This window comes from Enterobacter sp. V87_3, from assembly GCF_029967835.1.
GTDB classification, from domain to species: Bacteria; Pseudomonadota; Gammaproteobacteria; order Enterobacterales; family Enterobacteriaceae; genus Enterobacter; species Enterobacter cancerogenus.
Window position 1 is genome coordinate 122,664 of sequence record NZ_JASCAM010000023.1, and the last position, 13,832, is coordinate 136,495.

Consider the following 13,832-nt stretch of genomic DNA (forward strand, 5'->3'; position numbering starts at 1 on the left):
CTTATTTCCCAACACGCGACTGGAGGTGAGCCGGATAACGCTCGCCGACTACGTCAATGTCTGCCAGCGCGTGATGAATGTTGGCAAGGTCTTTTTGTGACAGGGTCACGTTTACCGCAGCCAGATTTTCCTCCAGCCGGTGCAGCTTGGTTGTGCCAGGAATCGGGACAATCCATGGGGCTTTTGCCAGCAGCCACGCCAGGGCGATTTGGGCTGGCGTTACGCCCTGCTCCGCTGCCAGACTCTTGACCACCTCAACCAGTTTCTGATTCGCCTGGCGCGACGCCTCGCTAAAGCGCGGAACGACGTTGCGAAAATCGCTGCTGTCGAAGGTCGTACTGGCGTCGATTGCCCCGGTCAGAAAGCCTTTGCCCAGCGGACTGAAGGGTACAAACCCGATGTTCAGCTCCTCCAGTAGCGGCAGGATCTGCTGCTCAGGTTGTCGCCACCACAGGGAATATTCGCTCTGCAATGCCGTTACCGGACATACCGCGTGGGCGCGACGAATGGAATCTACGCCCGCTTCAGAAAGGCCAAAATGCTTCACCTTGCCTTCGGCAATCAGATCGGCAACGGTTCCGGCGACATCTTCCATTGGTACGTCAGGATCGACGCGATGCTGATAATAGAGGTCGATGTAATCGGTTTTCAGCCGCGCCAGAGATCCTTCCACCGCCGCGCGGATATGTTCTGGACGGCTGTTTAGCGTCTGCCCCGGCCGTTCGCAATCAAAGCCGAACTTAGTGGCAATCACTACGCGGTTGCGAAACGGTGCCAGCGCCTCGCCAATCACCTCTTCATTGATATAGGGCCCGTAAATCTCCGCCGTGTCGAAAAAGGTCACCCCGCGCTCGACCGCCTCGCGGATAAGCGCGATGGCCTGCTGTTTGTCCGTTGCCGGGCCATAACCGTAGCTTAATCCCATGCATCCCAGCCCAAGCGCTGAAACCGTCAGTCCGTCTTTACCTAGCTGTCGCTGTTGCATTCTTCACCTCGTGTTTTTATTTCTGTCGGGATAACTTTAGGTGGGTTTGTTCATGAACACTACAGCGCAAAACCGCTAGTGCTTATGAATTGGACTCATTAATGACTTCAGGCGAACGGTAAGCAGTGCTGATGAATAAATCATCACTGCGCCTGCTGGTTTGTCTAAAAACTCGCCGACTTTTAGTGCGTTATGATCCGCTCTGCTCGGACCACACGATTTCCTTCGATGAGCATCACTTTCGGCACGGTTATATTTTGCGTCACCTAAAAATTGCAGGTAGGATGCCACGCCATGTTTTGCCTTATCCATACGCAGAATGACTGGAAAGGCGGCATGTGCCTGCGCAGAAGCAATCGTTTGTGTCGCTCTCTGCCAGACAGGACTATCACGTTAATGGTTCAGACAGGTAAACAGGTAACTCAATGAAAACAAGCAATAAAAGCGCGGCCGAACATCACGCTGCGAAACGTCGCTGGTTGAACTCTCACGAAGAGGGCTACCACAAGGCGATGGGCAACCGTCAGGTTCAAATGATTGCCATCGGCGGCGCTATCGGTACGGGTCTGTTTTTGGGTGCTGGCGCACGTCTTCAGATGGCTGGCCCTGCTCTCGCACTGGTTTATCTGGTGTGCGGGATCTTCTCTTTCTTCATACTCCGCGCGCTGGGCGAACTGGTACTTCATCGCCCTTCCAGCGGCAGTTTCGTCTCTTACGCCCGCGAATTCCTCGGTGAAAAAGCCGCCTACGTGGCGGGCTGGATGTATTTCGTTAACTGGGCGATGACCGGGATCGTGGATATCACCGCGGTTGCGCTGTACATGCACTACTGGGGCGCGTTTGGCGACGTACCGCAGTGGGTCTTTGCCCTCGGCGCGCTGGCGATTGTCGGTACCATGAACATGATCGGCGTGAAGTGGTTCGCCGAGATGGAGTTCTGGTTTGCGCTGGTGAAAGTGCTGGCGATCGTTATCTTCCTGGTGGTTGGTACGGTGTTCCTCGGCACGGGTAAACCCCTGGATGGCAACGCCACGGGCTTCCACCTCATCACCGATAACGGCGGCTTCTTCCCGCACGGCCTGCTGCCCGCACTGGTGCTGGTTCAGGGCGTGGTGTTCGCCTTTGCTTCTATTGAGCTGGTCGGCACCGCCGCTGGCGAGTGTAAAGATCCGCAGACCATGGTGCCAAAAGCGATCAACAGCGTGATCTGGCGTATTGGTCTGTTCTACGTTGGCTCCGTGGTGCTGCTGGTACTGCTGCTGCCGTGGAATGCCTATCAGGCGGGACAAAGCCCGTTTGTGACCTTCTTCTCTAAGCTTGGCGTGCCGTACGTGGGCAGCATCATGAACATCGTGGTACTGACCGCCGCCCTCTCCAGCCTGAACTCCGGCCTCTACTCGACTGGCCGTATTCTGCGCTCGATGTCCATGGGTGGCTCCGCGCCGAAATTCATGTCGAAGATGAGCAAGCAGCAGGTGCCGTACGCCGGTATTCTCGCCACGCTGGTGGTATATGTCTTTGGCGTGTTCCTGAACTATCTGGTGCCGTCTCAGGTGTTTGAGATTGTCCTGAACGTGGCCGCGCTGGGCATCATCGCCTCCTGGGCCTTTATCGTGGTTTGCCAGATGCGTCTGCGCAAAGCGATTAAAGAAGGGAAAGCCGCCGAGGTGAGCTTTAAGCTGCCGGGGGCGCCGGTGACATCCTGGCTGACCCTGCTGTTCCTGTTCAGCGTGCTGGTGCTGATGGCGTTTGACTACCCGAACGGTACATACACCATCGCGACCATTCCTGTGTTAGCCGTTGTACTGATTGTCGGCTGGTTTGGCGTGCGTAAGCGCGTTAACGAAATTCACAGCACCGCGCCGGTTCATCATGATGATGATCAGCATGACCGCCCGCTGGTTGAAGAGACGTCACGATAATAAAAAAGCCGGGTGGCGGCTTCGCCTTACCCGGCCTACAGATCACGGTTTTGTCGGCCCGGTAAGCGCAGCGCCACCGGGCAATACCCACATTACAGCGCGATACGAATGACATCGTCAGGCTGGGTTGCTTCCTGCTGACGAGTCGATTTCTGTTTCACCGTCACATACAGCGTTTTACCGTCGGCAGACAGCGCCAGGCTGTTCGGGTAGACCGGCGTATCATAGGTTTTTGTCACTTTGTAGGTTTTCGCGTCAATCACACTGACCTTGCCCGCTTCGCGATGGGTCACGTACGCCTCATTGCGTGCCGGGTTGAACAGCACCGCCAGCGATTCCGGCGCGGCGATTTTCTCGACAACGCTTCCGTCTTTCAGGCTCACCACCAGCACTTCAGGCTGCTTGGAATCAGTCACGAACGCGCGTTGGCCCGCGGTATCAAGACTCAGATTCAGATAGAAGTGTTCTTTGCCGTCGTCCTGCAACTTCTTACGGCTCAGGATTTTGTTGGTCGCAGTATCAATCGTCAGCAACTCGCCGTCGCCGTTAGTGGTGTACAGACGTTTCGCCTGCGCATCCAGCGCCAGTCCAGTACCGTAAGTACCCGTATTGGCGATGGTCTCTTTCAATTTCAGCGTGGCGCCGTCGACTACCCAGATCACGCTCTCTTTGCCGACACCGGTGATGTAAACGGTATGGGTGGTGTCATCGGCAACCAGCTGGCGCGGCTGAAGCGGTTTAACCGTTTCGCTACGCTTGCGGTCATCCAGCACCAGACGCCCTTTCACGTCGCCCGTTTTCGCGTCAATGGCCGTCACGGCGCTACTGGTGGTGTTGCCGAACCACAGGGTCTGGGTGGATTTGTCGAAGGTGGCGCCAAACGGTTTGAGATCGTTATGAATGGCCTGCGTCACTTCCAGCGTAACCGGATCCAGTCGATAGACCACGCCGCCCTTGTCGAGCTTGCGGCTTTGCGACGTCGCAACCCACAGCGCATTCTCCTGCTGGCTCACCGCCATTTCATAAGCACCCTTACCCACTGCCTTACGCAGCATGTCGTCGGCGGCGTGCGCCTGGAACGTTCCGGCAAGGAGTAACGAGCTTAACAGCAGAGAATTTTTCAGGCGCGGTGAGCACAGATGGCGTAAAGACATAACAATTCCTTTTTAAAAGAGGGTGTGTACTGCTGACATCGCTTCCGGGAGACAAAGTCGTGGCTTTGCCCATTTTTAATGAGAATAGTAATCATTAATTTGTTAAATGTGGAGTTTTTCTTTCCTCTCTGCCCTTCCATTAACGCAACGTGCGGTTATAGTTTTCAAAAGATTTACAAAAGATTTAACATGTATGCACATGTTCCATTTGGTTCGTTTTCTTTCATAATCGGTTTATTTCATGAAAATCATTTCTGCCCGTAGGGCAACGCTCCCGCTGTTGTTGGTTCCCGTCACGTTTGGCCCGCTGAGCGCCGTGGCCGCAGAGGAACAGACCATGATCGTCAGCGCGACCCCGCAGACCGTCTCCGAGCTTGATACGCCTGCGGCCGTAAGCGTGGTGAACGGCGATGATATGCGTCACGCCGCGCCGCGCATTAACCTGTCTGAATCGCTCGGCAGCGTGCCGGGGCTACAGGTTCAGAACCGTCAGAACTATGCGCAGGATCTTCAGCTTTCGATGCGCGGCTTTGGCGCACGCTCAACGTTCGGCGTGCGTGGTATCCGCATGTATGTGGACGGTATTCCGGCGACCATGCCCGACGGTCAGGGCCAGACCTCAAACATCGATCTCTCCAGCGTGGAGAGCGTTGAAGTGCTTCGCGGCCCCTTCTCGGCCCTGTACGGAAACGCCTCTGGCGGCGTCATCAATATCAACACCCAAACCGGACAGCAGCCGCCAACCATTGAAGCCAGCAGCTACTATGGCAGCTACGGTACCTGGCGCTACGGCATGAAGGCGACCGGCGCAATGGGCGACGGGACGCATGCGGGCGATGTGGATTACACCGTCTCAACCACCCGCTTCACCACCAAAGGCTATCGCGACCACAGCGGCGCGCGCAAAAACCTTGCCAACGCTAAGCTTGGCGTGCGCATTGATGACGTCAGCAAGCTGACGCTGATCTTTAACAGCGTGGACATGAAAGCCAACGATCCGGGCGGGCTGAGCTATCAGGAGTGGCAAAACGATCCGCGCCAGTCTCCGCGCGGCGATGCGTTTAACACCCGCAAGACCATCAAGCAGACCCAGGCCGGGCTACGCTATGACCGCCGGATGAGCGAGCAGGACGATCTCAGCGTGATGATGTACGCCGGTGAGCGCGAGATGACGCAGTATCAGTCGATTCCTTACCAGCCGCAGCTGAGGCCCACCCACTCCGGCGGCGTGATTGATATGCAGCGCCACTATCAGGGCATCGATACCCGCTGGACCCACCGCGGTGAACTGCTGGTGCCGGTCACCTTTACTACCGGCCTGAACTATGAAAACCTTAGCGAAGATCGTCGCGGCTACGAGAACTTCGTGATGCATAACGGCGTGCCGGATTACGGCGTCAAAGGCGACAAGCGCCGCAACGAACGCAATTTAATGTGGAACGTTGACCCTTACCTGCAAACCCGCTGGCAGCTAACGCAGAAACTCTCGGTGGATGCGGGCGTGCGCTACAGCTCGGTCTGGTTCGACTCGAATGACCACTACGTTACTCCGCAAAACGGTGATGACAGCGGTGACGCGAGCTACCACAAATGGCTCCCGGCTGGTGCGGTGAAATATGCCGTGACCGACGCGTGGAACCTGTATGCCGCAGCCGGTCGTGGCTTTGAAACGCCGACCATCAATGAGCTTTCCTATCGTCCGGATAACCAGGGTGGGCTGAACATTGGTCTGCAACCCTCAACCAACAACACCTATGAAGTGGGCAGTAAAACCCGCATTGGCAATGGCTTGCTGACGGCGGCGCTGTTCCGCACCGACACCGACGATGAGATCGTGGTGGATTCCAGCGCGGGCGGGCGCACCAGCTATAAAAATGCCGGTAAAACCCGACGTCAGGGTGTGGAGGTTTCGCTCGACCAGCAGTTCGCCGAAAACTGGAAGCTGAAAATGGCGTGGACGTATCTCGATGCCACCTACCGCACTAACGTGTGCAGCGAGGGAGACTGTAACGGCAACCGGATGCCGGGGATCGCCCGTAATATGGGTTACGCCGCGTTCGGCTGGCAGCCGGAGGATGGCTGGTACGCCGGTACCGACGTGCGGTATATGAGCGATATTATGGCGGACGACGAAAACACGGCGAAAGCGCCATCGTATACGGTCGTCGGGTTGAACACCGGGTATAAGTTTAACTACGGTAACTGGGGTATGGACGTCTTTGGTCGCATCGACAACCTGTTCGACAAAGAGTATGCCGGATCGGTGATCGTCAATGAATCTAACGGTCGTTATTACGAACCTGCTCCGGGCCGTAACTATGGCGTCGGACTGTCGGTGTCTTACCGGTTTGAATAAGTAACAAGTCGGCCTCGCCAGTTAACCTGCGTTATTGGCGAGCCTGTTTTTCGAATGGATTTAGAAATGCGTATTCCCGGTGGCGAAATGCCCCGGGAATTATTCATCAAATAAATGCTATGAATAAAAAATAGACTCCTGACCCGATAATTCCCTAGCTAAAATATTGCCGTTGTAAAAGTGTATCCGCTTCATCAATCAATTTATCGATCGCTTTTTGGCTGGCGACGACATCTTTTTGCTCAAGGGCGTCAAGCAGCTCCGCATAGTGGTAGGTCTCAACCGGAACGTCCTTCAGCTCGTCATGCAAATAGTTAATGCACGGCCCAATGCGCACCCACAGTTGCTCGATGAGCGCGCTCAGCGTTGGCATTTCAGCATACTGATAAAGACTGAAACGAAATACGCGGTTGGCGTGCAGGGCCCGCTGCACATTGCCCTGCCGCATGGCCTCATGAAAAGCTTCAGACAATTCACGTAACGCATTCACTTTGGCTTCAGACATGTGGCCGCAGGCAGCAGCGACAGCCATCGGCTCCAGCTGCTTTCTGATGGTATTGATCTCTTTGTAGCGTTCGAGCGTCACTTCCGGCACCAGAAAAGCCTGTGCTGGCGTGGCATGCAGTGCCCCTGCGGAGACCAGCCGCAAAAGCGCCTCACGCACCGGCGTAATGCTGGTGCCTAATTTATCTGCAATTTCTTTGGTAATCAGCCGTGCACCAGGTTTCAGGGAGCCGGTAATTAATGCTCCTTTCAAACTGATCTCAACTTGCATAGTCAGACTGATTCGTTGTGCCTTTTCTAAATGATCCAAATCAAGCATATTCACTTCCCGTAGCCAAAACAAAATGCTCTTTGCAGCGGCCGTTAAAAAACGCCGCCGGGTTGATATATCCTGTATCGTTATGCCTGGTATTGGGAGATGCGCATAAACGCAAATACTGCAAACGGTATTTTTTATCACGGTCGGGCCGTCTATGCTGATGGCGCCGATCGCTATGCTGTTTAATTAAAGACAATATATCGTATCTTCACAAATGATTATGGCGGGAAACCCCGCCATGAACGATTTATTTGTTATCAGCCGCCACGCGTATCACGACTTTGCCGAAGTTTTTCCCTTCAAGCAGGCCGATTAATGCCTGAGGTGCGTTTTCCAGCCCATCCGTGACCTGCTCACGATAATGGATTTTGCCCTCCTGCACCCAGCGGCCCATCTGCACCTGAAACTCGTCGATGCGATCACCATAGTCCTGGGCGATGATGAACCCCTGCATGCGAATGCGTTTCTTGAGGAGTGTGCCCATCAGCAGCGGCAAACGATCGGGGCCGTCCGGCAGGTCGGTGGCGTTATAGCCGCTGACCAGACCGCAAATCGGTACGCGGGCGGAGGTGTTCAACAGCGGCAATACGGCATCAAAGACTTTACCGCCGACGTTCTCATAGTAGACGTCGATGCCGTCAGGGCAGACATCGGCCAGCTGCTGCGCAAAGTCATCCGCATGGTGATCGATACACTTGTCGAATCCCAGAACCTCGACCGCATGACGGCATTTTTCCTCGCCACCGGCTACGCCCACGACGCGGCAGCCTTTGACTTTACCGATTTGCCCGACCGTCGCGCCGACAGGCCCGGTTGCTGCGGCCACCACCAGGGTTTCGCCGGATTTGGGCTGCCCGATATCCAGCAGTCCCATATAGGCCGTAAAGCCCGGCATACCCAGGATCCCCAACGACCACGAAGGATGCGCAGGGTTGTCACCCAGTTTCACCAGATCCTTTCCGTCGGACAATGCATGGGTTTGCCAGCCGCTGTAGCCGAGCACCCACTCGCCGGGTTTGAAATCGGGATGGTTTGACCGCTCAACGCGGCTGACCGTTCCCCCCACCATCACCGCCCCAATCTCAACGGGTGGCGAATAGGATGGCGCATCGCTCATGCGTCCACGCATATACGGATCGAGTGACAGCCACTCGGTGCGCAACAGCACCTGGCCCTCTCCCGGCTCGGGAATGGGCTGTTCCTCTAAACGAAAATTCTCTGGCGTCGGTGCGCCATGCGGGCGAGACGCCAGTACCCAGCGACGATTTTGCATTGCAGATTGACTCATAGATCGCTCCTCATTTGTGCAAATGTCCTGCGCGGCCCGTCTCGACGGGCCACATGATTGTTACGTTCCGGACTGATTAAGCCTGACCACCAGATACACGCACGGTGCATCGGTCTCGTTGATAAACCGACAGTCGTTTGGCGGCCCCAGCTCCAGGCAATCTCCCGCGTTCATTTCATGGCGGGTGTCCCCCTCCAGAAAGACCAGCTTCCCGGACTGCAGCCAGATCAGCTGGCGCGCCAGTGCGTAGGATGATGCGGGCATGGGCACGTCGCTGCCTGCAGGGAGTTCAACCTGGACGAGATCGATAGGCAGGTCGGTTCGCGGTGAGACGTGGCGGCGAAGATAGTGCGTTTGCGGGTCGCGCCATACCGGCTGGTTCGCCAGACGCAGCAGTTTACCCTCCTGCATTTCGGCGCGGGCAATAAGGGTCGACATGCTGATGCCAAACGCCCCGGACAAACGCGCAAGCAGCGTCGCCGTGGGGCTGCTTTCTCCGCGTTCAATTTTGTGGATCATGGCACGCGACACGCTGGCCCGGTCGGCCAGCTCGCTCAATGACCATCCCCGGGATTCCCGTTCAAGGCGAATTCTGGCGCTAATCCGTTGATTCATATTGTCTGAAATAGTGTTCATGACGTCATACTATAGTGTATGAACAGCATTTCAACGCAGTTTTCATAACAAAAAAATATGGATTATGCCGTAGCGTAGTCATATCCCCCTTGTGTAATATCGTGACAAGTCTGTACTACTATAGTGAACAACACGCTCAGAGGATTCGCCATGATCGTTCGTCATGCCTGCAAAGAAGATTGCGCCGCCATCGGTGACATCTACAACCATGCGGTACTGCACACCGCTGCTATCTGGAACGACAAAACCGTGGATGTCGATAACCGCATCGCATGGTTTGAAGCGCGGACGCTGGCCGGTTTTCCGGTACTGGTCAGCGAAGAGAACGGCACGGTGACGGGCTATGCCTCGTTCGGCGACTGGCGGGCTTTCGAAGGTTTTCGCCATACGGTTGAGCACTCGGTGTACGTTCACCCGGACCATCAGGGAAAAGGGATTGGCCGCGTGCTGATGAAAGCGCTGATTGATGAAGCCCGCAAAAGGGGCAAACACGTGATGGTGGCGGGAATAGAGACGCAAAACCACGCCTCGATCCATCTGCACGATACGCTGGGTTTTATCACTACCGGGCAAATGCCACAGGTGGGTACCAAGTTTGGCCGCTGGCTGGATTTAACCTTTATGCAGCTGCAACTGGATGAGCGCAGCGATCCGGACGCCCTGCCATGAATCAGTCGATTACGCTGGCCTGTCTGGTTGCGGCGGGCATCGGTCTGGTGGTGCAAAATATGCTGATGGTGCGCATCACCCAGTCTTCGTCCACCATCCTTATCGCCATGCTGCTCAATTCGCTGGTCGGTATCGTGTTGTTTGTCAGCATTTTACTGATTAAGCAGGGTTTTAGCGGATTAGGCGAACTGGCCGCGACGATACGCTGGTGGACGCTGATCCCCGGTTTGCTGGGATCGTTTTTTGTCTTTGCCAGTATCAGCGGATATCAGAACGTTGGCGCAGCAACGACCATCGCCGTGCTGGTAGCCAGCCAACTGATTGGCGGGCTGGTAATGGATATACTGAAAAGCCACGGGGTCCCGCTGCGCGCCCTGATCGGGCCGGGATGTGGCGCAGTAATGCTGGTGGTCGGCGCGTGGCTGGTGGCCCGCCGTCAGTTCTGAGTTAAAGGATTGTGCCGCCCTTCGTCAGCTGTTCGAGGCGAGCGTCCATCTCTTCTTTGTGCTGCTTGCCGTGATGGGCAATTGCGGTACGTAACCGCTGCTGCTGGGTGTAACGATCTTCCCGGCTAAGCTCAGTGTCGTCGCTCAGTTCGATCAAGAGTTCATTCATGTGGGCGATTACGCTCTCCTGTAGAGCGGCATCAACGCGGGCAATCACTTCATTTAAATGTGACACTGTCACTCCTTATAATTTGCCGGGTGGCGGCTACGCCTCACCCAGCCTACCCAAGACTTGTAGGCCCGGTAAGCGCAGCGCCACCGGGCAAAATGGTTAATTCAGTCTCGCCTTCGAGAAATCGCTGCCCATCAGGCTTACGCTATACCCGGTGACGTTGCTGCGGGTGGCATAGAACGTCTTGCCGTTTGCAAGGGCAATCCACGGAGCCTGCTGGTAGAAAATCTCCTGCGCCTGACCATAGAGTTTCGCACGCTCGGTTGGGTCACTGATTAATTTTGCTTTTTGCACCAGCTCATCATACCCCTTATCACACCAGCGCGCGGCGTTGGATCCGGTTTTGATGCTATTGCAGCCCAGCAGAACGTCCGCGAAGTTATCCGGATCGCCGTTGTCCGACATCCAGCCAAACAGCGCCGAGTCGTGCTCGCCTTTGCGCATACCGGAGAGATACTCGCCCCACTCGTAGGAGACGATTTTGGCCTTCACGCCAACTTTAGCCCAGTCGCTCTGGATCATCTCTGCGATGCGACGCGAATTCGGGTTATAAGGCCGTTGAACCGGCATGGACCACAGCGTCACTTCCGCGCCCTTCTCAAGCCCGGCCTGCTTCAGCAGCGCTTTGGCTTTTTCAGGATCGTAGGCGTAATCTTTCAAATCGTGGTTAAAGCCCATCATGTTCGGCGGGATCGGCGATTTTGCCACCGTACCGGACCCCATAAAGACCGCATTCACGATGGCTTTTTTATCCGTCGCGTAGTTCAGGGCCTGGCGTACCAGCACGTTATCAAAAGGTTTTTTCTCGGTGTTAAACGCCAGATAGCCCACGTTCAGCGCATCCACCGAGTGCAGCGTCAGATCTTTGTTTTTCTTGATGACATCAAACTGCACCGGCGATGGCGCAGGGATCACCTGGCATTCATTGGTTTGCAGTTTCGCCAGACGGGTTTCCACGTTAGGCGTGATGGAGAAGATCAGGTGCTTCGTGGGAACCGCGCCATCCCAGTAGTTGGGGTTCGCCACGTAGCGGATCAGCGAATCCACTTTGTACTGCTGGAGAACATACGGGCCGGTACCAATTGGCCAGGTATCGACGTTCTCTGGCGTTCCTTTTTTGAGCATCACGTCCGCATACTCTGCTGACAGAATGGAAGCAAAGTCCATTCCCCAGTCCGCGAGGAACGCCGCGTTTGGCTCACTCAGCGTAAACTGTACGTGATAATCATCGATCTTTTTCACGTCCTGAATCAGCTTATCAAGGCCCACGTCATTAAAGTATTCGTAATTCCCCTGAGAGACATTGTGATACGGATGCTTAGGGTCTTTCTGACGCATGACGGAGAAAATAACGTCATCGGCGTTAAAATCGCGGGTAGGTTTGAAGTATTTGTTGCTGTTGAACTTAACCCCTTTACGCAGCGTAAAGGTATAAGTTTTGCCGTCAGGAGAAATGGTCCATGACTCCGCCAGGGATGGCACCGGCGTATTTTTCACCGGATCAAAGTTAATCAGCCGGTTGTAAAGTACCTGAGAGCTGGCGACGAACGTCGGGCCGGAGCTGGCGATCTGCGGGTTAAACGACTCTGGCGAGGCTTCAGAGCAGTAAATAAGCGTATCGTTATTTGCCGCCCATGCGGCGCTTGCCGGTAAAAGAGTGCTCAGCGCGAGGGCGAGCAGCGTTTTCCCTGTAGACATGGTTATAACCCTTTCGGTTTTATTATTGTGGACAGTAATAACAGCACAGCCGATATCACCTGGCAAATAACGAAACACTATCAGGTTATTCTAAAGCAGCGTTTTTCGCTGATTTTCCAGCCAGCGCAGAGAACGTGATTTGCCTTAAGTTCCCTTCTTCGTCAAGCACAACCGTTACGAACAATGCCGCAAGAAATCGGCGCTTTTGGCGTCTCCTCTGCCGTTTGCTTGTTTTACCTTTTCGTTAAAGTAACGGTGTGAAGAAGTCTATGGGAACACATCGTGGCAAAAACACTTTTACGCAGCGGTAATCTGGATGATTTTCAGGCCGTTGGCGGCGGCGGACAGGCCGTATTTGAATCAGCCCTGCAAATCCGGGAAGCACTCCGCTTGCGCAAGCAACAGTCGATAGTTGATTGTCTGGCTATCCCGCAGGTCAACGACGGCGGCGATCGCGTTGACTGGTACGCCCCCATTGAGGGCGCGGTGACAAGCTGGAAAGGCGCCGGAGAAGACGACCGGTTTCGCGCCCTGCGCTACCTCGACAGTACGCTGGCGAGCGTGGAGTCGCTGAGCAAAAAGTGTATCCAGTCGCCGAAAACCGCCCAGCAGCTGTTTGGCTCCCTGCTTTCCAAAGCGTTCCAGTTCCCTGGCGAAAACTTTCTGTATCTGGTGGATGGCAAACCGGTGATCTGCTTCTGGGGCTTCGTGAACCTTAACGAAAACGCCCGCGATGATGTGCTGAGCTGCCTGCGCGACGCGCTGATCCCGGAACCGGCCCCGGTGGTCATCGAAGAACCCGAGCCAGAACCGGAACCCGAAGCCGCACCTGTCACGTTCGCCCAAGCCGACGAGCCGCTGATGACTCCCGCCCCGCCCGCTCCCGGCGTACGCATTACGGAAGAGGCGCTCTATGAGCCAGCGCCCGCCCATAAGGTGACGGAACCCGCTGGCGAACCTCCGGCCAAAATCGTGGTAAAAAAACGCCGCGTCCCGCTGTGGTCGCTGCCCGTTGCCGCCGTGATTGTTGCCGCCATCGCCACTCCGCTGCTGTGGCCTGAACAGGCACCTTCAGCCGAACCTGCTCCTGTAGCAGCGCCTGCTGCGGTCGTTATCGCGCCTGCACCGGTAAAAACGGTCGAACCGCTGGCGATGAATTTGCCGCTGCACCAGGCCGTCGTCGTGGCACCACCGGTGAAAGCGCCTGAGCCGGAGCCTGTAGTGATTGCTGCGATCCCGAAAGATGCCATGGTCATGGAGGCCGATCAGGTGAAAGCCGGTTCGACCCGCTTCCTGAACGGTACCTGGCGCGTGATTCTGGACGTGAAAGATCCGATCACCGGCAAGCCGCCCTCGCTGCGCTATCAGATCCAGAACAACAAAGGCACTGCCCGCGTCGTTCACGGGGACAATATTGTCTGTCGCGCGGAGATCTTCTCCGGCTTGCACAGCAACGGTGAACTGATGATCAAAAGCCGCGGCAACGCCCGCTGCACGGATGGTTCGCGTTATCCGATGCCGGAAGTCTCCTGTAAATCCGGCACCAGCGACGTGGCGGAATGCAGCGCCCGATATGATGCCAAAACCGTTGTTCCTTTGACGTTCAAAAAAGCAGGTGCCTGA

12 protein-coding genes are annotated in these 13,832 nt (G+C 55.7%); 5 read left to right on the forward strand and 7 right to left on the reverse strand.

Annotated features, from left to right (window positions below):
- Window position 1 precedes the first annotated feature (1 nt).
- Window positions 2-985, reverse strand: a complete 984-nt coding sequence (locus tag QLG21_RS11595; protein ID WP_282484454.1) for an aldo/keto reductase — start codon at window positions 983-985, stop codon at window positions 2-4.
- Window positions 986-1,410: 425 nt separating this feature from the next.
- On the opposite strand from QLG21_RS11595, the gene ansP reads away from it, so the two are divergent.
- Window positions 1,411-2,907 (forward strand): L-asparagine permease, encoded by a 1,497-nt coding sequence (gene ansP / locus QLG21_RS11600; RefSeq protein WP_137848666.1) that lies wholly within the window; start codon window positions 1,411-1,413, stop codon window positions 2,905-2,907.
- A 92-nt stretch (window positions 2,908-2,999) separates the two neighbouring features.
- On the opposite strand, the gene QLG21_RS11605 is transcribed toward ansP, so the two are convergent.
- Window positions 3,000-4,061 (reverse strand): YncE family protein, encoded by a 1,062-nt coding sequence (locus QLG21_RS11605; RefSeq protein ID WP_202562208.1) that lies wholly within the window; start codon window positions 4,059-4,061, stop codon window positions 3,000-3,002.
- A 241-nt stretch (window positions 4,062-4,302) separates the two neighbouring features.
- On the opposite strand from QLG21_RS11605, the gene pqqU reads away from it, so the two are divergent.
- A complete protein-coding gene (gene pqqU / locus QLG21_RS11610) occupies window positions 4,303-6,417 on the forward strand; it encodes a TonB-dependent receptor PqqU (protein ID WP_282484455.1) in 2,115 nt (704 codons plus the stop codon).
- 154 nt (window positions 6,418-6,571) lie between these two features.
- Here pqqU and QLG21_RS11615 read toward each other — a convergent pair whose 3' ends face one another.
- From QLG21_RS11615 to QLG21_RS11625, 3 genes are all read right to left on the reverse strand, one after another.
- Complete coding sequence (locus QLG21_RS11615; RefSeq protein WP_058608728.1) at window positions 6,572-7,240, reverse strand: GntR family transcriptional regulator; 669 nt, start codon at window positions 7,238-7,240, stop codon at window positions 6,572-6,574.
- A gap of 247 nt (window positions 7,241-7,487) precedes the next feature.
- A complete protein-coding gene (locus tag QLG21_RS11620) occupies window positions 7,488-8,528 on the reverse strand; it encodes an NADP-dependent oxidoreductase (RefSeq protein ID WP_282484456.1) in 1,041 nt (346 codons plus the stop codon).
- Window positions 8,529-8,588: 60 nt separating this feature from the next.
- Window positions 8,589-9,164 (reverse strand): XRE family transcriptional regulator, encoded by a 576-nt coding sequence (locus tag QLG21_RS11625; protein ID WP_006175453.1) that lies wholly within the window; start codon window positions 9,162-9,164, stop codon window positions 8,589-8,591.
- A 150-nt stretch (window positions 9,165-9,314) separates the two neighbouring features.
- Between QLG21_RS11625 and QLG21_RS11630 the strand changes: the two genes are divergently transcribed.
- Window positions 9,315-9,833, forward strand: a complete 519-nt coding sequence (locus QLG21_RS11630; RefSeq protein ID WP_282484457.1) for a GNAT family N-acetyltransferase — start codon at window positions 9,315-9,317, stop codon at window positions 9,831-9,833.
- A complete protein-coding gene (locus QLG21_RS11635) occupies window positions 9,830-10,279 on the forward strand; it encodes a DMT family transporter (protein ID WP_282484458.1) in 450 nt (149 codons plus the stop codon). The genes QLG21_RS11630 and QLG21_RS11635 overlap by 4 nt, the downstream gene beginning before the upstream one ends.
- 1 nt (window position 10,280) lies before the next feature.
- Here QLG21_RS11635 and QLG21_RS11640 read toward each other — a convergent pair whose 3' ends face one another.
- Window positions 10,281-10,514 (reverse strand): YdcY family protein, encoded by a 234-nt coding sequence (locus QLG21_RS11640; RefSeq protein WP_042319865.1) that lies wholly within the window; start codon window positions 10,512-10,514, stop codon window positions 10,281-10,283.
- Between the two features lie 96 nt (window positions 10,515-10,610).
- A complete protein-coding gene (locus QLG21_RS11645; protein WP_282484459.1) occupies window positions 10,611-12,209 on the reverse strand; it encodes an ABC transporter substrate-binding protein in 1,599 nt (532 codons plus the stop codon).
- A gap of 282 nt (window positions 12,210-12,491) precedes the next feature.
- Between QLG21_RS11645 and QLG21_RS11650 the strand changes: the two genes are divergently transcribed.
- A complete protein-coding gene (locus tag QLG21_RS11650; protein WP_282484460.1) occupies window positions 12,492-13,832 on the forward strand; it encodes an SrfA family protein in 1,341 nt (446 codons plus the stop codon).